Here is a 19,869-nt window from a genome sequence, read left to right as displayed (position 1 = left end):
AGTCGGGCCGGCAGCCCGGAGACGACAGTGCGCAGCGCCCGCAGGCCGCCGGTACTGGCGGCCTGAACGACGACAGAGAAGTCGTGCCGACGGTCGAGAGCTCTCGGCGTAGCGACCCGAGCGAAGGTTGCCTGTGTCAGGCACCTGACGCAGCGGCGCTTAGGCATGCAGTGTTCAGTGGCTGGTACCGCGTCCCCGACACGACCACTCTTGGTGCCACCGTGGTGGCCAAAGGAGTGCGTTCAGGGGTGTTCGGAAGGGTCCGCCTCTGACCGTGCGTGCGCCTGAACTGCGGGGATGTACTTCAGTGAACACCCCCGGACCCCCTCAAGCCGCCCTGGCAGTGTGGGCGCCGGGCGGCCGCTCGCTGAGCTTTCTGTTCCTCGGTCAACTGGGCCAGGTCGCCTCCGGGGTAGGCCATAGGGTGGGGCGTGCTCCATCTGCTCGTTGACACCTCCACCTGGCTGGACCTGTGCAAGCGCCGCGACGGGCAGCGCTGGATCGTCGCGCTCCGAGTACTCGTTCACCAGGGGCGGGTCGAGCTGCTCGTCCCACGACTCGTCATCGACGAGTTCGAGCGGAACCGAGATCGGGTTGAGACTTCGATGACAGCGAGCATCGCCCAGCGGTTCAGGCTTATCAAGCAAGACCTCGACGACTACGGCGGCTCGGACAACGAGCAGGCGCTCAAGGTCATCACGGACCTTGCCCGCCATGCGCCGCTCATCGGAGCCATGACGACCCGCAACTTCGACGAGGTGCTCGACCTGCTCCGAGCCGGCCGTGGCCTCGAGCCAGGGGACGAAGAGAAGCGCGGGGTGGTCGAGCGCGGGCTGTCGAAGCAGGCGCCGTTCCACCGGTCCCGCAATAGTGTCGCCGACGCCTTGCTCATCGAGCTCTACGAAACGACTCTCCGCGGCGTCGACCTGGACCACGAGCCGCACGCATTTATCACGAGCAACAGCGACGACTTCTCCTTGCCCGCCGGAGACATGCGGCAGCCGCATCCTGACCTCGCCGGTCTGTTCGCAGCGGAGGGGTCGACGTACGGGCTGGGAGTCGACGGCCTCAATCAGGTCCTCCTGGACTACTTCGGCGACGAGATCGAGGAGTTGTTCGCGGAGACCTACTTCGAGGAGGAGCCCCGACGGCTGGACGAGATCGTGGAGGCAGAACGGGAGCTGTTCGACCGCATCTGGTACCACCGTTCCCTCCAGCACGAGTACCGGCTCGAGGACGCTGGGGACGACGCCGAGCTGGAGCGCCTACTCGCGATTGCAGGGCCAGGGCGCCGGCGTGTTGAGGGGCTGAACACAGAGCCTGGTCAGCTGGGCCCGTACACGGATTTCGAGCTCGGGATGCTCAACGGCAAGCTTTCGACCCTGCGCTGGGTCCTCGGCAGCGAATGGGACTTCCTCGACACATGATGGCGATTCCCGGAGCCGTGGCGCCCCAGCCGACGGCCACCTCAAGTAAGAAGAGCCGGTTTCACCTGGCAGTGCAGCGAGCCGTAGGACAACGCGCTCGTAGCTCGGCCCGCTCGAGGACGTGCCTTTTCCGTGCCTTAAGCACTGGCCAAAACCGGTGGTCAGCGGTCAACAGGGGTCAGCTCGGCAAAGGCACGTGAGCGGCGCTAAGGCCGCGCTGAGCTGCGCAGACGGGCATACGAGCCGGTCAGGGCGTGGAGCGGGTGACCGGGATCGAACCGGCATGGCCAGCTTGGAAGGCTGGGGCTCTACCATTGAGCTACACCCGCGAGGTGCCCGGACAGCCTAGCGGCTGTCGTCCCGTGGCCCCGCAGTCCACCCTCGCCCGGGCGCGCGGCGGGGCGCCCGGGGTACGCGCCTAGACTCAGCCGGGCTACGGGGTGTAGCGCAGCTTGGTAGCGCACCCGCTTTGGGAGCGGGGGGCCGCAGGTTCAAATCCTGTCACCCCGACCGTGGGCGCTGCGGGCGGCGCATCCCGCCCCGGCGCCCCAACCCCCGACGTCCGTAGACTCGGGGGTCGACCGGCGCCGTCGGAGCACTCCGGCGCCCCATCCGCTGTCTTACCGAGGAGCACTGCCGCTGTGAAGAGCACCATCGAGGAACTGAGCCCGACTCGGGTCAAGATGGCGATCGAGGTGGCATGGGGCGACCTGGACCACGCCTTCGGTGAGGTTTACAAGGAGCTGGGCAAGCAGGTCCGCGTCCCCGGCTTCCGCCCCGGCAAGGTGCCCAACCGCGTCCTCGACCAGCGCATCGGCCGTCCCGTCGTCCTGGAGCAGGTCGTCCAGCACGCCATCCCGGAGCTCTACGCCGAGGTCGTCCGCGAGAACCAGGTGCGCGTCCTCGGCCAGCCCGAGGTCGAGGTGACCCGCCTGGACGACAACGAGTCCCTCGCCTTCACCGCCGAGGTCGACGTCGCCCCCCAGCTGACCCTGCCGGCGCTGGACGAGCTCGCCGTGACCGTCGACGACGTCGAGGTCACCGACGAGGAGATCGACCAGCAGGTCACCGTCATGCGCGAGCGCTTCGGCATGCTGCAGGCCGTCGAGCGCCCCGCCCAGCAGGGCGACTTCGTCTCCATCGACCTCGAGGCGAAGCTGGGCGGCGAGGTCCTGGAGGACGGCTCGACCACGGGCATGTCCTACGAGGTCGGCTCGGGCAACCTCATGGAGGGCCTGGACGACGCCGTCGTCGGCCTCTCCGCCGACGAGTCGAAGACCTTCCAGACCGCGCTGCTCTCCGGCCCCAACTCGGGCGAGATGGCCGACGTGACCGTCACGGTCCGCTCGGTCAAGGAGAAGGAGCTGCCGGAGCTGGACGACGACTTCGCCCAGACCGCCAGCGAGTTCGACACCCTCGCCGAGCTGCGCGAGGACGTCCGCACCCGCCTGGCCCGCACCAAGGTGATCCAGCAGGGCGCGCAGGCCCGCGACAAGCTGGTCGAGCACCTCCTCGAGACCATCGAGGTGCCGATGCCGGAGAACCTGGTCGAGCGCGAGATCGAGTGGCGCAACCGGTCCTTCGAGCAGGAGCTGCGCCAGGCCGGGATGGACTGGGACGCCTTCCTCCAGATGACCGGCGCGGAGAGCCGCGAGGCCTACGACGCCGAGCAGAAGAAGAACGTCGAGGAGGCGGTCAAGACCCAGTTCATCCTCGACGCGATCGCCGACGCCCGTGAGGTCACCGTCGACAACGACGACCTCTCGGCGCAGATCATGGCGCAGGCCCAGCGCAACCGGGTGAGCCCGGAGCAGTACGCCCAGCAGCTGCAGCAGTCCAACAACATCGCCGAGTTCGTCGCCGACGTGCGCCGGACGAAGACGCTGGCCCAGCTGCTCGAGCAGACGACGATCACCGACGCGTCGGGCAACAAGGTCGACCTCGAGGCCCTGCGCCCGAAGACGGTCCAGGCGACGTCCGACGAGGACGCCGAGCTCTCGGCCGAGGCCGCCGCCGTCGAGGCGGTCGAGGGTGCCGTCGAGGACACCGAGGCGGTCGACAAGGCCTGATCCGCCTCCCCGCTCCACCGACGACGCCGTCCTTCCCCGCTCGGGGAGGGGCGGCGTCGCGCGTTTCCGGCTGCTTCGCTGCGCCGACGGCGAACACCGCCCTGATCGGGACTGCGACGTCGGAGGTCCGCGTTAGGGTCGACAGGACTCAGGCGACCACCGGGGGCACCGCTCCCGGAGGGCCGTTCGAAGCCCGCACCACCCACCGAGACCGACTGAACAGATGAGTCCTACGGAGGTCACCGCACCCGTGAGCACTACCGACCCGAACCTGGCGAGCGCGCCGATGCTGCGTGGCGCCGCCGGGGGGATGAACCTCAACGACTCGGTCTACGAGCGCCTGCTGCGCGAGCGGATCATCTTCCTGGGCACCCAGGTGGACGACGTCATCGCCAACCAGCTGGCCGCGCAGATGCTGCTGCTCTCCGCCGAGGACCCCAAGCAGGACATCCACCTCTACATCAACTCGCCCGGTGGCTCGGTCAGCGCCGGCATGGCGATCTACGACACGATGCAGTTCATCGACTGCGACGTCGCCACCTACGGGATGGGCCTGGCCGCCTCGATGGGCCAGTTCCTGCTCACCGCCGGCACCAAGGGCAAGCGCTACGCCCTGCCGCACGCGCGGATCATGATGCACCAGCCGTCCGCCGGCGTCGGTGGCACCGCGGCCGACATCGCCATCCAGGCCGACCTCTTCCGGCGCACCAAGAAGGAGCTCAACGAGCTGCAGTCCTTCCACACGGGGCAGAGCGTGGAGCAGATCGAGCAGGACTCCGACCGCGACCGCTGGTTCACCGCGCAGGAGGCCCTGGAGTACGGCTTCGTCGACCACGTCGTCAGCCGCGCCACCATGACCGACAGCGCCAACCCGGTCTCCGACAACTGAGCGCCTGAGGACAGACACAGATGAGCTTCCAGATGCCCTCCAGCCGCTACGTCCTCCCCTCCTTCGTGGAGCGGACGAGCTACGGCATGAAGGAGTCCAACCCGTACAACAAGCTCTTCGAGGAGCGCATCATCTTCCTCGGGGTGCAGATCGACGACGCGTCGGCGAACGACGTGATGGCGCAGCTCATCACGCTCGAGTCGAACGACCCGGACCGTGACATCACGATCTACATCAACTCGCCCGGTGGCTCCTTCACCTCGCTGATGGCCATCTACGACACGATGATGTTCGTCCGTCCGGACATCCAGACCGTCTGCATGGGCCAGGCCGCCTCGGCCGCCGCCGTCCTGCTCGCGGCCGGGACGCCGGGCAAGCGCCTCGCGCTGCCCTACTCCCGCGTGCTGATCCACCAGCCCTCGGGCGAGGCCGGTGGACAGGTCTCGGACCTGGAGATCCACGCCGCCGAGATCGAGCGGGTGCGCACCCAGATGGAGGAGATCCTCGCCCGGCACACGGGCCGTTCGGTCGAGCAGGTCCGCAAGGACATCGACCGCGACAAGATCCTCACGGCCCCCGAGGCCAAGGAGTACGGGATCGTCGACCAGGTGATCCAGAGCCGCAAGCTCAACGCCCTCCCGACCCCGTGATGCCGGTACGGGCCGGGGGCGCGCGTGGCGCGTGTTCGGCCCGTACCGTCGGTGGTCTGAGGGCTGCGAGACAGAAGTGGGACGGCCGGGACGAACCCGGGTGAGTCATTGCCCGGGGCCGTCGGCGGCGGCAGGTACGTTCGGCGAACGCCCGATCCCCGGACAGCACAACCGGGAGGAGAGCCTCGCGGGGCAGCCTGTCAGCGAGGTCGAGCAGGGGCACAGGAGCACGAGCAGCACGGTCAAACCCGCGGGTACCTGACACCAGGACCGGCGACTGTCGAGGTGGAGGTCAGCAGGTGGCACGAATCGGTGAGAGCGGTGACCTGCTCAAGTGCTCGTTCTGCGGGAAGAGCCAGAAGCAGGTCAAGAAGCTCATCGCGGGCCCCGGGGTCTACATCTGCGACGAGTGCATCGATCTCTGCAACGAGATCATCGAGGAAGAGCTCTCGGAGTCCTCGGACCTGAAGTTCGACGAGCTGCCGAAGCCCAAGGAGATCCACGACTTCCTCGACCAGTACGTCATCGGCCAGGACAAGGCCAAGCGGACGCTCTCGGTCGCGGTCTACAACCACTACAAGCGGATCCAGGCGGGCAACGCCGGATCCCGCGAGGACTCGGTCGAGCTGGCCAAGTCCAACATCCTGCTGATCGGCCCGACCGGCTGCGGCAAGACGCACCTGGCGCAGACCCTCGCCCGGATGCTGAACGTCCCCTTCGCGATCGCCGACGCCACGGCGCTGACCGAGGCCGGCTACGTCGGTGAGGACGTCGAGAACATCCTGCTGAAGCTGATCCAGGCCGCCGACTACGACGTGAAGCGCGCCGAGACCGGCATCATCTACATCGACGAGGTCGACAAGATCGCCCGCAAGAGCGAGAACCCGTCGATCACCCGCGACGTCTCGGGTGAGGGCGTGCAGCAGGCGCTGCTGAAGATCCTCGAGGGGACGACGGCGTCGGTGCCCCCGCAGGGCGGGCGCAAGCACCCGCACCAGGAGTTCATCCAGATCGACACGACGAACGTCCTGTTCATCGTGGGCGGTGCCTTCGCCGGCCTGGAGCAGGTCATCGAGGCGCGTGCCGGCAAGCAGGGCATCGGCTTCGCCGGTGAGATCCGTGGCAAGGCCGAGATCGAGGAGGCCAACTCCTTCGCCGAGGTCATGCCCGAGGACCTGCTGAAGTTCGGCATGATCCCCGAGTTCATCGGCCGTCTGCCCGTGATCACCAGCGTCAAGAAGCTCGACCGCCAGGCGCTGATCAACATCCTGACCGAGCCGAAGAACGCCCTGGTGCGCCAGTACCGGAAGCTCTTCGCGCTCGACGGCGTGGAGCTCGACTTCACCGACGACGCGCTCGAGGCCGTCGCCGACCAGGCGATCCTCCGTGGTACCGGCGCCCGCGGGCTCCGCGCGATCATGGAGGAGGTCCTCCAGTCGGTCATGTACGACATCCCCAGCCGGGAGGACGTCGCCTCCGTGGTGATCACCAAGGAGGTCGTGCTCGAGCACGTCAACCCGACGATCGTGCCGCGCAAGCCCACCCGCGCCCCCCGCGAGAAGTCGGCCTGACCGACCGCTGAACGCCTGCGAGCCCGTCCCCGACCCGGGGGCGGGCTCGCTGCGTTTCCCGGGGCCCGCCCGCGGGGCTGACGGGAGCCATGCCCCAGCACCGGACATTCGACGTCATCGAATGTCCGGCCACGGGGCAACGCCCTGGCGGCTGCGGTACGTCCGGGCGATCTGGGCACGGCAGGCCGGCGCCTCCGTCGTGGCCCGCCGGAAGCTGAAGCGCAGGGTCTGCCATCCGAGTGCCGCGAGTGCGGCGTCGCGCCGCAGATCGCGCTCCCGGGCCGGAGCCGAGCGGTGGAACGCAGCCCCGTCCAGCTCCACCGCCAGGCGCACGTCCGGCCAGGCGGCATCGAGGAACACCGGACCGTCCGGGAGGTCGATCCGGTACTGCCGCCGGCACTCCGGCAACCCCGGCACCGACAGGACGTGTCGGACGCCGAAGATCTCCAGCTCGCTGTGGCTGCCGCCGGCGACCAGGCGCAGCAGCTCCTGCAACGCGGCGCGACCCGGCAGGTTGGGACGGCGGCCCAGCTCGGCGGCCATGTGCTCCGGTGCGACTCGCCGTTCCCGCACCGCCCGGATCACGGCACCGCGGGCGAGGTCGGGGTAGCCGCGCCGCGCTCCCGGCTGGGCGTCCCCCCAGGTGTCGACCAGGGACCTCGCCAGGGGGTGACGACGAGCCCGCGGGCAGCTGTCAGGCCGAACGGCCGACCACTCCGGTGCACGCGCAGCCACCGCGAGCTCCGGATCCTGGAGTCCGACGACACGGTGACGTCCAGCCGGGTGAACTCGTCCACGAGACCGTGGACGGCGAGGGCGCTGCAGTGGCTCAGCGGGCCACCGCAGTACGACGTCGCCGCGTGGGCGCGAACGGTCCAGTCGTCGGCGAACGCCGGAACGGTCACCCAGCCCGGGTGCAACCGCACCAGCTGCCCGGTGCCGAGCCATCGGGTGACGGTGCGTGGCGCGACGCGCCCGGCGAGGAAGGCGGTCGAAGCGACCCGGGTGGGGCCGAGCAGCTCCAGGACGTCGTGCATCCGGTCAGCCTGCGCCGTCGCGGGCGCCGGGACGGCGACTGCGGCGAATCTGTGGACGGCGGGGGGAGGCGTTGCCCCGTTACCGGTCATCCGACGGCGCCGAATGGCGGGTGGAGGGGCATTGCTCGGCGCGACCGCGCAGCGCCGGCCGGCGCGGACCGGGCTAGCCTCCCGCCGTGATGACGTCGTACGTCGCCCTGCTGCGGGCCGTCAACCTGGGGCCCACCCGCCGGGTGGCGATGCCCCGCCTCCGCGAGGTGCTGGGCGAGCGCGGCTACGGGTCGGTCCGCACCCACCTGGCCAGCGGCAACGTCCTGCTCGAGAGCGACCTCCCCGAGGCCGAGCTCGCGCGGCAGCTGTCGAAGGTGATCGAGGAGGAGTTCTCCCTCGACGTCCCGGTCGTGCTGCGGACCGCCGGCGAGCTGGCCGACGTCGCGGCTGCCGACCCGCTGGGCCACCTCGTCACCGACCCGAGCCGGTACTCGGTGACCTTCTTCCCGGAGCCGCTGGACCCCGAGCGGGTGGCGGCGGCTCCGGAGGCCGAGGGCGGCGAGTACGTGCTGCGCGGCCGCGAGCTCTACCTGTGGCTCCCCGACGGCCTGATCAACAGCCCCATGGGCACGTGGAAGTGGGACCGGATCCTCGGCCAGGCCGGCACGAACCGGAACTGGAACACCGTCACCAAGCTGGTCGAGCTCAGCCGCTGAGCACTCTGCGGCGAGGGCGCGTCCCCGGCCCGGGAACGCGCCCTCGCCGCACGAGGCCCAGCGGTTACTCGGCCACCTCGGCCAGGACGACGTCGACCCGCAGGTCGCCCTCACCGGGCTCGATGACCAGCGAGGCGATCCGCCCGGCGTTGGCCAGGTCCACCCGAGCCGCCTCGACGAACGGCACCTGGTCGGCCGGCGCCGTGACCGTGGCGGTCTCCACCTCGGCGCGCATCGACTGCTTGGCGTCGGACTTCGCCTTGCGCACCCCGGCGAGCGCGGCGGCCACGGCGGGGATGATCGCCGGGTCGCCGTCGGCCGGCAGGTCCGCGGCGGCCGGCCACGGCGCGCGGTGCACCGAGCCGGTCTGCCACCACGACCACACCTCGTCGGTCACGAACGGCAGCACCGGGGCGAACAGCCGCAGCTGCACGTCCAGCGCCACCGCCAGGGCGGCCTGCGCCGAGGTCGCCGACGCCCCGTCGCCGTACGCGCGGGTCTTCACCAGCTCGACGTAGTCGTCGCAGAAGGACCAGAAGAAGGTCTCGGCGACCTCGAGCGCCCGCGTGTAGTTGAACGCCTCCAGCGCAGCGGTCGCCTCCTCGACGACCGCGGCCAGCCCCGCGAGCAGCGCGCGGTCGATCGGCTCGGTCACGTCGTCGGCCGTGAGCGCGGCGGAGGCGCCGAGCCCCAGCACGAACTTGCCGACGTTGAGGATCTTCATGGCCAGCCGGCGGCCGACCTTCATCTGCGCCTCGTCGAACGGCGAGTCCGCGCCCGGGCGGGCACCGGCCGCGCGCCAGCGCACCGCATCGGTGCCGTAGCGCTCCAGGACGTCGATCGGCGTCGTCGCGTTGCCCTTCGACTTCGACATCTTCTTGCGGTCGGGGTCGACGACGAAGCCGGAGATCGTGGCGTTCGACCAGGGCACGGCGCCGTGCTCGAAGTGCGAGCGCACGACGGTGGAGAACAGCCAGGTGCGGATGATGTCGTGCGCCTGCGGTCGCTGGTCCATCGGGAAGACCTTGGCGAACAGCTCCGGGTCGGTGTCCCAGCCGGAGGAGACCTGCGGCGACAGCGACGAGGTCGCCCAGGTGTCCATGATGTCGGGGTCGGCCATGAAGCCGCCCGGCACGCCGCGCTGCGACTCGTCGAACCCGGGCGGGACGTCGGAGGACGGGTCGACCGGAAGCGACGCCTCGTCGGCCAGAATCGGCTCGTCGTGGATCGGCTCACCCGACTCGTCCAGCCGGTACCAGACCGGGAACGGGACGCCGAAGAACCGCTGCCGGCTGATCAGCCAGTCGCCGTTGAGGCCCTCGACCCAGTTGTCGTAGCGGTGCCGCATGTGCTCGGGCACCCACTGGATCTCCCGGCCGCGGGCGATGAGCGCCTCCCGCAGCGACGCGTCCCGGCCGCCGTTGCGGATGTACCACTGCCGCGTGGTGACGATCTCCAGCGGGCGCTCACCCTTCTCGAAGAACTTCACCGGGTGGGTGATCGGCTTGGGGTCGCCCTGCAGGTCACCGGACTCCCGGAGCAGCTCCACGATCCGCTGCTGGGCGCTGAACACGGTCTTGCCGGCCAGCTCGTCGTACGGGGAGGCCGGGACGCCGGCCGGCGGCTCGGCCAGGATGCGGCCGTCCCAGCCCACGATCGGGCGCGTGGGCAGCTGCAGCTCGCGCCACCAGGTGACGTCGTTCAGGTCGCCGAAGGTGCAGATCATCGCGATGCCCGAGCCCTTGTCCGGCTCGGCGAGGCGGTGGGCCACGACCGGGACCTCGACGCCGAACAGCGGCGTGGTCACGGTCTTCCCGAACAGCGGCTGGTAGCGCTCGTCGTCGGGGTGGGCCACCAGGGCGACGCAGGCCGGGAGCAGCTCGGGACGGGTGGTCTCGATGTGGACCGGGCCGGAAGCGGATTGGAAGGAGATCCGGTGGTAGGCGCCGGGGCGCTCGCGGTCCTCCAGCTCGGCCTGGGCGACGGCGGTGCGGAAGGTGACGTCCCAGAGGGTCGGGGCCTCCTGGGCGTAGGCCTCACCGCGGGCCAGGTTGTGCAGGAACATCCGCTGGGCGGTGGCGCGGGAGGTCTCGGAGATCGTCCGGTAGACGTCGGACCAGTTCACCGACAGGCCCACGCGGCGCCACAGCTTCTCGAACTCCGCCTCGTCCTCGGCGGTGAGCGCCATGCACAGCTCGACGAAGTTGGGCCGGGAGATCGGGACCTGGTCCTTGCCCGGCTTCTCCGGGGGCACGAACGAGGGGTCGTAGGGGAGCGCGGGGTCGCAGCGCACGCCGTAGTAGTTCTGCACCCGGCGCTCGGTCGGCAGCCCGTTGTCGTCCCAGCCCATCGGGTAGTAGACGTGCTTGCCGCGCATCCGCTGGTACCGGGCAACGATGTCGGTGTGCGTGTAGCTGAACACGTGCCCGACGTGCAGCGAGCCGCTGGCCGTCGGCGGGGGAGTGTCGATCGACCAGATCTGCTCGCGCGGGGCCCGCAGCGCGGCCTCGCGGTCGAAGCCGTAGGTGTCCTGCTCGGCCCAGCGGGCGATCCACTTCTCCTCGAGGCCGTCGAGCGTCGGCTTCTCGGGTACCTCGACGGTCGCTCCCTGGGCAGCGGTGTCCGGGGTCGCGGGGTCGGCAGCCATGTGGCTCAGTCTAGGAACCGACCGGCTGGCATCCTGGACGGGATGAGCAACGGCAGCACCGGTGACAGTTCCCGGGACATGGCCCGGGTGGAGGACGAGCTCCTGGCGAGGTGGCCGGAGAGCCGGCTGGAGCCCTCGCTCACCCGCATCAACGCCCTGGTGGACCTGCTCGGGTCGCCGCACCGGGCGATGCCGGTCATCCAGGTGGCGGGCACCAACGGCAAGACGACGACGGCACGGATGATCGACGAGCTGCTGCGCGGCTTCGGGCTGCGGGTCGGCCGCTTCACCAGCCCCCACCTGCAGTCGATGCGCGAGCGGATCGTGCTCGACGGCGAGCCGGTCAGCGCCGAGCGCTTCGTCGAGACCTACCGCGACATCGAGCCCTACGTGCAGATGGTCGACGCCGCCGGTGAGATCCCGATGTCCTTCTTCGAGGTCATGGTGGGGATGGCCTACGCGTTGTTCGCCGACGCCCCGGTGGACGTCGCCGTCATCGAGGTCGGCATGGGCGGCCGGTGGGACGCGACGAACGTCGCCGACGCCCGGGTCGCCGTCGTCACCCCGGTGGACATGGACCACGCCGAGTACCTGGGGCCGGACGTGCCGACGATCGCGGGGGAGAAGGCCGGGATCATCAAGGCCGACTCGATCGCCGTGCTCGCCCACCAGCAGCCCGGCGCACTGGACGCGCTGGTCCGCCGCGCGGTCGAGGTCGAGGCCGTGGTGGCCCGCGAGGGCACCGAGTTCGGCGTGCTGGAGCGCAAGGTCGCCGTCGGCGGCCAGCAGGTGCGGCTGCAGGGCCTCGGCGGTGAGTACGACGAGGTGTTCCTGCCCCTGTTCGGCCGGCACCAGGCGCAGAACGCGGCGACGGCGCTGGCCGCGGTCGAGGCGTTCCTCGGCGCGGGCGCGGCGACCGGTCCCATCGAGCAGGAGACCGTCCGCGCCGCCTTCGCCGGCGTGCGCTCGCCCGGCCGGCTGGAGAAGGTGCGCACCAGCCCGACCGTGCTGATCGACGCCGCCCACAACCCCGCCGGCATGACGGCGACGGTGGAGGCCTTGCGCGAGTCCTTCGACTTCACCCGGCTCGTCGGCGTCGTCGGGGCGGTGCACGGCAAGGACGTCGCCGGCATGCTCGCCGCACTGGAGGACGTCTGCGCGGAGCTCGTCGTCACGCAGAACACCTCGCCGCGGGCGATCCCGGCCGACGAGCTGGCGACGCTGGCGGTCGAGGTGTTCGGTGCCGACCGGGTGAGCGTGCAGCCGGTGCTGCGCGAGGCGGTGACCGAGGCGATCGAGCTGGCGGAGGCCGGCCCCGACGACGCGCTCGGCGGCTCGGGTGTGCTCGTCACCGGCAGCGTCGTCACCGCCGGCGAGGCGCGCACCCTGTTCGCGGGCGGCGGCGCGTGATCGCACCCGACCCGCTGCGCGCGGCCAAGGCGCTGCGTGGCGCGGCCGCCGCCGTGCTGGTGCTGGAGGGGCTGGCCGTGCTGTTCGTGCCGCGGGGCATCGCGCAGACGGAGGAGGGGCTCGGGGGGGTCCGGCTGACGCTGCTGCTGGTGCTCTCCCTGGTCCTGATCCTGGCGAGCGGGGTCCAGCGACGGGAGCGCGGACTCGCGATCGGCACCGCGCTGCAGGTCCCGCTGCTGCTCACCGGGCTGATCAACAGCGTGATGTGGTTCGTCGCCGGTGCCTTCGTGCTGATCTGGCTGTACCTGCTGCAGGTCCGCAAGGAGCTGGTCGGCAGCCGCTTCGGCGCGGTGGAGGGGGCCCGCACGAGTGACGCCGACGGAGAGGGCGCGGCCACCCCGTAGGCTGCGGCCCCGTGACTGAACGCACTCTCGTCCTGGTCAAGCCCGACGGCGTCGCCCGTGGCCTCGTCGGCGAGGTGATCACCCGCCTGGAGCGCAAGGGCCTGCGCCTGGTCGCCGCCGAGCTGCGCACGCTGACCGCCGATGTCGCGCAGACGCACTACGCCGAGCACAGCGAGCGGCCGTTCTTCGCCGACCTCGTCGAGTTCATCACCAGCGGCCCGCTGATGGCGCTGGTGGTCGAGGGCCCGCGGGCGATCGAGGCCTTCCGCGCCCTTGCCGGCGCGACGGACCCGGTGAAGGCGGGCCCGGGCACGATCCGCGGCGACTTCGCCCTCGAGGTGCAGAACAACATCGTGCACGGCTCGGACTCCCCGGAGTCGGCCGCGCGCGAGATCGGGCTGTTCTTCCCCGACCTCGGCTGAGCCGGTCGCGGTCGTGCGCTCAGCGGGTCGAGCGCACGACCGCGACGGCGGCCAGCACGATCCCGGCGACGAGCCCGGCCCAGCACAGCAGCAGCAACGTGCCCTCGGACCCGCCCGGCGTCGACTCGAGGAAGACGCCGATCAGCACCAGTCCCAGCAGCGAGAGCACCGCCAGGACGCCGCCGCCGAGCCCGAGCGCGCCGCCCCGGGACGTCCGCTGCTCCACCGGCATCTCCTCGCCCTGGTCCACGACCGCCAGTCTGCCTCCCGCACGCTGGGGCACGCCGCGCCGGGAGTTCGGGAACGAGGGACGGAGGTGCCGCCGGACGCCGTCTACCCTGGACCGGTCATGACTGCAGAGCTCCGCACCGCTGCCGGCGAGTCGCTGTACCCGCGACTCGAGCCGCTGCTGGCCCAGGTCCAGAAGCCCATCCAGTACGTGGGCGGTGAACTCAACGCCCAGCTGAAGCCGTGGGAGACCGTCGACGTCCACTGGGCGCTGATGTACCCCGACGCCTACGAGGTCGGGCTGCCCAACCAGGGCCTGATGATCCTCTACGAGGTGCTCAACGAGCGCCCCGACGCCCTGGCCGAGCGCACCTACGCCGTCTGGCCGGACCTCGCCGCCCTGATGCGCGAGCACGGAGTCGGCCAGTTCACCGTCGACGGCCACCGCGCCGTCCGGGACTTCGACCTGCTCGGCGTCAGCTTCGCCACCGAGCTGGGTTACACCAACCTGCTCGAGGCGCTGGACCTCGCCGGCATCCCGCTGCACGTGGTCGACCGCGACGAGAGCCACCCGGTCGTCGTCGCCGGCGGCCACGCCGCCTTCAACCCCGAGCCGGTCGCCGACTTCGTCGACTGCGCCGTGCTGGGTGACGGCGAGCAGGCGGTCGGGGACATCACCGACGTCGTCAAGGCGTGGAAGGCGCAGGGGCGCCCCGGCGGCCGCGAGGAGCTGCTCGCCCGGCTGGCGCGGATCGACGGCGTCTACGTGCCGCGCTTCTACGCCGTCTCCTACGGTCCGGACGGCACCATCGCCGCGGTCACCCGCACCCGGGACGACGTGCCCGAACGCGTCGGCAAGCGCACCGTCATGGACCTCGACGAGTGGCCGTACCCGAAGACGCCGCTGGTGCCGCTGGCCGAGAGCGTGCACGAGCGGATGAGCGTGGAGATCTTCCGCGGCTGCACCCGCGGCTGCCGCTTCTGCCAGGCCGGGATGATCACCCGCCCGGTGCGCGAGCGGACGATCACCGGCATCGGCTCGATGGTCGACCAGGGGCTGAAGGCGACCGGCTACGAGGAGGTCGGGCTGCTGTCGCTCTCCAGCGCCGACCACTCCGAGATCGGGCAGGTCGCCAAGGAACTGGCCGACCGCTACGAGGGCACCAACACCGGCCTCAGCCTGCCCAGCACCCGGGTCGACGCCTTCAACATCACGCTGGCCAACGAGCTGTCCCGCAACGGGCGACGCAGCGGCCTGACCTTCGCCCCCGAGGGCGGCAGCGAGCGGATCCGCCGGGTCATCAACAAGACGGTGTCCAAGGAGGACCTCGTCCGCACGGTGACGACGGCCTACGCCAACGGCTGGACGCAGGTGAAGCTCTACTTCATGTGCGGTCTGCCCACCGAGACCGACGAGGACGTGCTGGAGATCGCCGACCTCGCCGTCGAGGTGATCCGGGCCGGCCGCGAGGCCAGCGGTCGCAAGGACATCCGCTGCACCGTCTCCATCGGTGGCTTCGTGCCCAAGCCGCACACCCCGTTCCAGTGGGCCGCGCAGGCCAGTGCCGAGACCATCGACCACCGGTTGAGGGTTCTCCGCCAGGCCATCAACGCCGACCGGCGGATCGGCCGCTCCATCGGCCTGCGCTACCACGACGGCAAGCCCGGCGTGATCGAAGGCCTGCTCTCCCGGGGCGACCGCCGCGTGGGCCGGGTCATCGAGCGGGTCTGGCGCGAGGGCGGGAGGTTCGACGGCTGGAGCGAGCACTTCTCGTTCGACCGCTGGACCCGGGCCGCCGCCGAGGAGCTCGCCGTCTTCGGTGTCGACCTCGACTGGTTCACCACCCGCGAGCGGACCGAGCACGAGATCCTGCCGTGGGACCACCTGGACTCCGGGTTGGAAAAGGAGTGGCTCTGGGACGACTGGCAGGACGCCATCGCCGAGGAGGAGGTCGCCGACTGCCGGTGGACCCCCTGCTACGACTGCGGCGTCTGCCCCACCATGGGCACCGAGATCCAGATCGGCCCCACCGGGCGCAGCCTGCTGCCGCTGACGGTCGTCTGATGGCCCGACAGCCCGACGGGCCGCCCCCGCCGCCGACGGTCCAGAAGCTCCGCATCCGCTACGCCAAGCGGGGGCGGCTGCGCTTCGCCTCCCACCGCGACCTGGCCCGCGCCCTGGAGCGGGCACTGCGCCGCGCCCAGGTGCCGATGGCGTTCTCGGCCGGGTTCAGCCCGCACCCGAAGATCTCCTACCTGGGTGCCGCTCCGACCGGGTCGGCCAGCGAGGCGGAGTACGTGGAGATCGGGCTCGCGGTGGCCTGCGACCCCGAGGCCGTGCGGGCGGCTCTGGACGCCGCGCTGCCCGAGGACATCGCCGTCCTGGAGGCCGTGGAGGCCCAGGAGGGCACCGGGTCGCTCGCCGACCGGATCGACACCTCGGTCTGGCGGCTGGAGATGCCGGGTGTGCCCCTGGCCGAGCTGCAGCCGGCCGTGGAGAAGTTCCTCGCCAGCGAGATCGTGACCGTCGCGAAGCGCACCAAGAACGGCCTCAAGGACGTCGACGCCCGCGCCGCCGTGGCCGGCGCGGAGGTGGGCGAGGAGGCCGGCTGTGCCATACTGCACATGGTCGTCCGGCAGGTGACGCCCGCTGTACGACCTGACGACGTGTTGGCCGCCCTGGCTGCCGTCGCCGACCTGCGCCCGCCGTCGCCCCCACGGGCCGTGCGTGTGGCGCAGGGCCGGCTCGACGACACCGGGACCGTGGCCGATCCGCTCGGTCCCGACCGCGCGGCGCGCCCCCTCCGGGAGCACGCGGCGATCTGACCAGGTGGGTCCCCGGAGGCCGGGCGCCGTCGAGCGCCACGGCTGCCAGGCGTGACGCACCGATCCGGGCCAGCCGGTCCGGTCGACGCAGACCCCGCACCACCGAAGACTCGAACCACCCGCTCGGCACCACCGCCCCGGTCCGCCGGGACGCGCACCACCAGCACTGCGGTCCCCGCCGCGGCAACCGTCGCGCGGGAACCGACATCAGACTTCTGCAGGACGAGCCACCCGCCGTACCCCGTGCGACGGCTCATCCCGCCCAACCCGTGCCCCTGCGCGGCCGCCAGTCGAGACCGATCGGCGCCCGGGAGCACCACACAGGAGGCGAGAGCCCTCGTGGCTGACACCGACCACACGAACGACACCGACCACTCGAACGACACCGGCCACACGAACGGCACCGGCCACACGAACGACGACGTGACCGACCCGGGCACGGTGGTCGCGCCGAACACCCCGCAGCCCGCCGAGGCCGAGGCCACCGGCGTTCCCGCGACCCCGGACGAGGGCGCGCCCGCCGAGGAGCCCGAGGCGGAGGAGACCGCGGAGGCCGAGGACGTCGCGCCCGGCACGCCGCAGCCAGCCGAGGCCGAGGCCACCGGCATGCCCGCGACCCCCGACGAGGGTGCGCCCGAGGAGGACCACGAGCCGGTCCACTCCCGGTTCGGCGCGCAGTTCAGCTCGCCCGAGCCGACCGCCGTCGTCGCCCGCCCCCGTCGGCGTGCGACCCGCCCGGCCGCCGCTCCCGACCCCGACGCCGCACCGCCGGCGACCCCGCCCGCGCCGGCGGCCGCCGCCCCGGCGTTCGTCAGCTTCGTGGCACCTCCGGCCGACACCCCTCCCGCGCCCCGGCGCCGGAGCCGTCGTCCCGTGGAGTCACCGGATCCCGACCTGCTGGACGACGTCGCCGACGAGCACGAGGACTCCGACGAGATCGCCGACGAGGCGTCTCGCCCCCGACGCAACCGCTCGCGCAACCGCCGCCCGGCCGAGGACCTCGCCGAGAGCGAGGCGGTCGACGCCGACGACGAGAGCGACGACGAGGACCGCGACTCCACCGACGACCGCGAGGAGGGGGGCAGCTCCGGCAGCCGCCGCCGTCGCCGCGGACGCCGGGGTCGCGGCCGCGGTCGCAGCGGCGAGGACTCCGCGGACTCCGACGACGAGTCCGACGAGCGCCCCACCGACGCCGGCTCCGACGAGGACGACGACACCGGCGCCGACGACACGGGCGACTCCGAGGACGACGGCGAGGGCGAGGAGGGCTCGACCGGGTCGAGCACCCGCCGTCGCCGGCGGCGTCGTCGCCGCAGCGGGAGCTCCTCGGGCGAGGACTCCTCCGACGACGGCGATGACGACGACCGCCCGGAGCGCGCGGGCCGCAACGGTCGGGCCACCAGCGACGACGACGTCCGCGGCATCACCGGCTCCACCCGCCTGGAGGCCAAGCGCCAGCGCCGGCGCGACGGGCGGGACACCGGACGCCGCCGCCAGCCGATCCTCACCGAGGCCGAGTTCCTGGCCCGCCGCGAGGCCGTCGACCGCAAGATGGTCATCCGCCAGCGGGGCGAGCGGACGCAGATCGCCGTCCTCGAGGACGACATCCTCGTCGAGCACTACGTCACCCAGGCGTCGGCGACGTCCTTCGCCGGGAACGTGTACCTCGGCCGCGTGCAGAACGTGCTGCCGAGCATGGAGGCGGCGTTCGTCGACATCGGCAAGGGTCGCAACGCCGTCCTCTACGCCGGTGAGGTCAACTGGGACGCGGCCGGCCTCTCGGGCAAGCAGCGCTCGATCGAGACCGCGTTCAAGTCCGGCGACAAGATCCTGGTCCAGGTCACCAAGGACCCGATCGGGCACAAGGGCGCCCGGCTGACCCAGCAGATCAACCTCCCGGGGCGCTTCCTGGTCTACGTGCCCGGCGGCTCGATGACCGGCATCAGCCGGAAGCTGCCCGACACCGAGCGCCAGCGGCTCAAGGACATCCTCAAGCGGATCGTCCCCGAGGACGCCGGCGTCATCATCCGGACCGCCGCGGAGGGTGCCTCCGAGGAGGAGCTCACCCGCGACGTCAACCGGCTGACCGCGCAGTGGGAGGTCATCAAGCAGAGGTCGGAGTCGACCTCCAACGCCCCGACCCTGCTCTACGGCGAGCCCGACCTGGCCATCCGCGTGATCCGCGACGTCTTCAACGAGGACTTCAAGGAGCTCGTGGTCCAGGGCGACGACGCCTGGGACACCGTCGAGGCATACGTCGCGCACGTCAGCCCCGAGCTCACCGAGCGGCTCAGCCGCTACACCGGTGAGGGCGACGCCTTCCGCGACCTGCGCATCGACGAGCAGCTGGCCAAGGCGCTCGACCGCAAGGTCTGGCTGCCCTCGGGTGGCTCGCTGGTGATCGACCGCACCGAGGCCATGACCGTGGTCGACGTCAACACCGGCAAGTTCACCGGCTCCGGCGGCAACCTCGAGCAGACCGTCACGCGCAACAACATGGAGGCGGCCGAGGAGATCGTCCGTCAGCTCCGGCTGCGCGACATCGGCGGCATCATCGTCATCGACTTCATCGACATGGTGCTCGAGAGCAACCGCGACCTCGTGCTGCGGCGGCTGACCGAGTGCCTGGGCCGGGACCGCACCAAGCACCAGGTCGCCGAGGTGACCTCGCTGGGCCTGGTCCAGATGACCCGGAAGCGGGTCGGCCAGGGCCTGCTCGAGGTCTTCTCCGAGCCGTGCGACCACTGCCGCGGCCGGGGCATCATCGTCAGCACCGACCCGGTGGACGAGAAGCGCCGCGGCAACGGTGGGGGCAACGGCGGCGGCGGCGGCAAGGACCAGTCGAAGGACTCCGGCGGCGGCCGCAACCGTGGCGGTGGCGCGGGCAAGGACCAGCCGAAGGACCAGCCCAGGGATCAGCAGGCGAAGGACTCCGCCACCGAAGAGCCCGCGGACACCCCCGCGGACCAGGACGGGGCACCGGCCGCCGACGCGGCGGTCGACACCGACTCCGCCGAGGGCACGCCGCGCAGTGGTGGCCGCCGCAACCGTGGCCGCCGCAACCGCGGGCAGTCCGGGGAGGACCGTGCGGCCGAGGACGCCGCCGTGCTCGCCGGCACCCGGCCCGAGGACGGCGTGCCGGCCGAGCCGGCCGCCGACGGGTCGGCGGAGACCGTGGAGGACGTCGCGCCCGAGGCGGAACTCCCCGCGGCGCTCCCCGCGGAGACCGACGTGCTGCCGGCCGGCGAGGTCGGGGCGGTGGAGGTGCCGGAGCAGGACGCGGTGCCGATCACCCCGGCGACGACCACGGCGGACGTGACCCCGGACGGGGTGGCGCACGCCACCGACAGCGGTGCCGAGGCGGCAGCGGGGGAGACCGACGCCCAGGCCCCCGCCGCGGCCACCCGTCCGCGTCGTCGGAGGGCTGCCAGCCGGCCCGCGGGTCCGCCGCAGTAGGCCCGGCCCGGGTCAGCAGGACCACAACCAGGGCGTGTCGACCGGCCGCGGGCCGCTCGGGTACGCTGGTCGGGTTGCTGCGCCACCGCGCAGGCGCCTCCGGGTGCCGCCGGGACGGCGTGAGCG

Annotated in this window: 16 protein-coding genes and 2 tRNA genes; 13 read left to right on the top strand and 5 right to left on the bottom strand. The window is 71.6% G+C overall.

Going from position 1 to position 19,869, the window contains the following annotated elements:
• Nucleotides 1-431: 431 nt before the first annotated feature.
• Nucleotides 432-1,427, top strand: a complete 996-nt coding sequence (locus DQ237_RS14990; protein ID WP_113800941.1) for a PIN domain-containing protein — start codon at nt 432-434, stop codon at nt 1,425-1,427.
• Nucleotides 1,428-1,682: 255 nt separating this feature from the next.
• Here the strand turns inward: DQ237_RS14990 and DQ237_RS14985 are convergent.
• Nucleotides 1,683-1,756: transfer RNA gene (locus tag DQ237_RS14985), tRNA-Gly, on the bottom strand.
• A 107-nt stretch (nt 1,757-1,863) separates the two neighbouring features.
• On the opposite strand from DQ237_RS14985, the gene DQ237_RS14980 reads away from it, so the two are divergent.
• The 5 genes from DQ237_RS14980 (at nt 1,864) to clpX (ending at nt 6,606) form a co-directional block, all read left to right on the top strand.
• Nucleotides 1,864-1,937: transfer RNA gene (locus DQ237_RS14980), tRNA-Pro, on the top strand.
• Nucleotides 1,938-2,068: 131 nt separating this feature from the next.
• Nucleotides 2,069-3,496 (top strand): trigger factor, encoded by a 1,428-nt coding sequence (gene tig, locus DQ237_RS14975; RefSeq protein WP_113800940.1) that lies wholly within the window; start codon nt 2,069-2,071, stop codon nt 3,494-3,496.
• A gap of 250 nt (nt 3,497-3,746) precedes the next feature.
• Nucleotides 3,747-4,385, top strand: coding sequence for an ATP-dependent Clp protease proteolytic subunit (locus tag DQ237_RS14970; protein WP_369832222.1), 639 nt, complete (start codon nt 3,747-3,749; stop codon nt 4,383-4,385).
• A 20-nt stretch (nt 4,386-4,405) separates the two neighbouring features.
• The gene (locus DQ237_RS14965; protein WP_113800939.1) at nt 4,406-5,035 is read left to right on the top strand and encodes an ATP-dependent Clp protease proteolytic subunit; all 630 of its coding nucleotides are present in this window, start codon (nt 4,406-4,408) and stop codon (nt 5,033-5,035) included.
• A 299-nt stretch (nt 5,036-5,334) separates the two neighbouring features.
• Nucleotides 5,335-6,606 carry an ATP-dependent Clp protease ATP-binding subunit ClpX gene (gene clpX / locus DQ237_RS14960; RefSeq protein ID WP_113800938.1) on the top strand — a complete coding sequence of 424 codons (1,272 nt, stop codon included), beginning with the start codon at nt 5,335-5,337 and terminating at the stop codon, nt 6,604-6,606.
• A 114-nt stretch (nt 6,607-6,720) separates the two neighbouring features.
• Here clpX and DQ237_RS19795 read toward each other — a convergent pair whose 3' ends face one another.
• Nucleotides 6,721-7,149 (bottom strand): endonuclease domain-containing protein, encoded by a 429-nt coding sequence (locus DQ237_RS19795; RefSeq protein ID WP_166509631.1) that lies wholly within the window; start codon nt 7,147-7,149, stop codon nt 6,721-6,723.
• A 38-nt stretch (nt 7,150-7,187) separates the two neighbouring features.
• On the bottom strand, nt 7,188-7,643 hold the full coding sequence (locus DQ237_RS19790; RefSeq protein ID WP_166509630.1) for a hypothetical protein: 456 nt from the start codon (nt 7,641-7,643) through the stop codon (nt 7,188-7,190).
• Nucleotides 7,644-7,822: 179 nt separating this feature from the next.
• Between DQ237_RS19790 and DQ237_RS14950 the strand changes: the two genes are divergently transcribed.
• Nucleotides 7,823-8,350, top strand: a complete 528-nt coding sequence (locus tag DQ237_RS14950; RefSeq protein WP_113800936.1) for a DUF1697 domain-containing protein — start codon at nt 7,823-7,825, stop codon at nt 8,348-8,350.
• 64 nt (nt 8,351-8,414) lie between these two features.
• Here DQ237_RS14950 and valS read toward each other — a convergent pair whose 3' ends face one another.
• Nucleotides 8,415-10,997 (bottom strand): valine--tRNA ligase, encoded by a 2,583-nt coding sequence (gene valS, locus DQ237_RS14945; protein ID WP_113800935.1) that lies wholly within the window; start codon nt 10,995-10,997, stop codon nt 8,415-8,417.
• Nucleotides 10,998-11,039: 42 nt separating this feature from the next.
• Here valS and DQ237_RS14940 point away from each other — a divergent pair, with 42 nt between their 5' ends.
• From DQ237_RS14940 to ndk, 3 genes are read left to right on the top strand one after another with little or no spacing between them, the layout of a single operon-like run.
• Entirely contained in the window at nt 11,040-12,407 is a 1,368-nt protein-coding gene (locus DQ237_RS14940) for a folylpolyglutamate synthase/dihydrofolate synthase family protein (protein WP_113800934.1), read from the top strand.
• Nucleotides 12,404-12,811 carry a DUF4233 domain-containing protein gene (locus DQ237_RS14935; protein ID WP_113800933.1) on the top strand — a complete coding sequence of 136 codons (408 nt, stop codon included), beginning with the start codon at nt 12,404-12,406 and terminating at the stop codon, nt 12,809-12,811. Before DQ237_RS14940 ends, DQ237_RS14935 begins: the two co-directional genes overlap by 4 nt.
• Before the next feature lie 11 nt (nt 12,812-12,822).
• Nucleotides 12,823-13,233: a nucleoside-diphosphate kinase gene (ndk, locus tag DQ237_RS14930; protein ID WP_113800932.1), complete on the top strand. Its 411-nt coding sequence runs from the start codon at nt 12,823-12,825 to the stop codon at nt 13,231-13,233.
• 19 nt (nt 13,234-13,252) lie between these two features.
• On the opposite strand, the gene DQ237_RS14925 is transcribed toward ndk, so the two are convergent.
• Nucleotides 13,253-13,483 carry a hypothetical protein gene (locus DQ237_RS14925; RefSeq protein WP_113800931.1) on the bottom strand — a complete coding sequence of 77 codons (231 nt, stop codon included), beginning with the start codon at nt 13,481-13,483 and terminating at the stop codon, nt 13,253-13,255.
• A gap of 99 nt (nt 13,484-13,582) precedes the next feature.
• Between DQ237_RS14925 and DQ237_RS14920 the strand changes: the two genes are divergently transcribed.
• The 3 genes from DQ237_RS14920 to DQ237_RS20530 all read left to right on the top strand — a co-directional run bounded on the left by DQ237_RS14920 (nt 13,583) and on the right by DQ237_RS20530 (nt 19,743).
• Nucleotides 13,583-15,526, top strand: coding sequence for a TIGR03960 family B12-binding radical SAM protein (locus tag DQ237_RS14920; protein ID WP_113801008.1), 1,944 nt, complete (start codon nt 13,583-13,585; stop codon nt 15,524-15,526).
• Entirely contained in the window at nt 15,526-16,287 is a 762-nt protein-coding gene (locus DQ237_RS14915; RefSeq protein WP_113800930.1) for a TIGR03936 family radical SAM-associated protein, read from the top strand. Before DQ237_RS14920 ends, DQ237_RS14915 begins: the two co-directional genes overlap by 1 nt.
• 339 nt (nt 16,288-16,626) lie before the next feature.
• A complete protein-coding gene (locus DQ237_RS20530) occupies nt 16,627-19,743 on the top strand; it encodes a ribonuclease E/G (protein WP_304557958.1) in 3,117 nt (1,038 codons plus the stop codon).
• Nucleotides 19,744-19,869: the final 126 nt, after the last annotated feature.

The organism is Blastococcus sp. TF02-8, assembly GCF_003319175.1.
In the GTDB taxonomy this organism is placed as follows: Bacteria; Actinomycetota; Actinomycetes; order Mycobacteriales; family Geodermatophilaceae; genus Blastococcus.
This window is presented reverse-complemented; position numbering and strand designations above follow the sequence as displayed.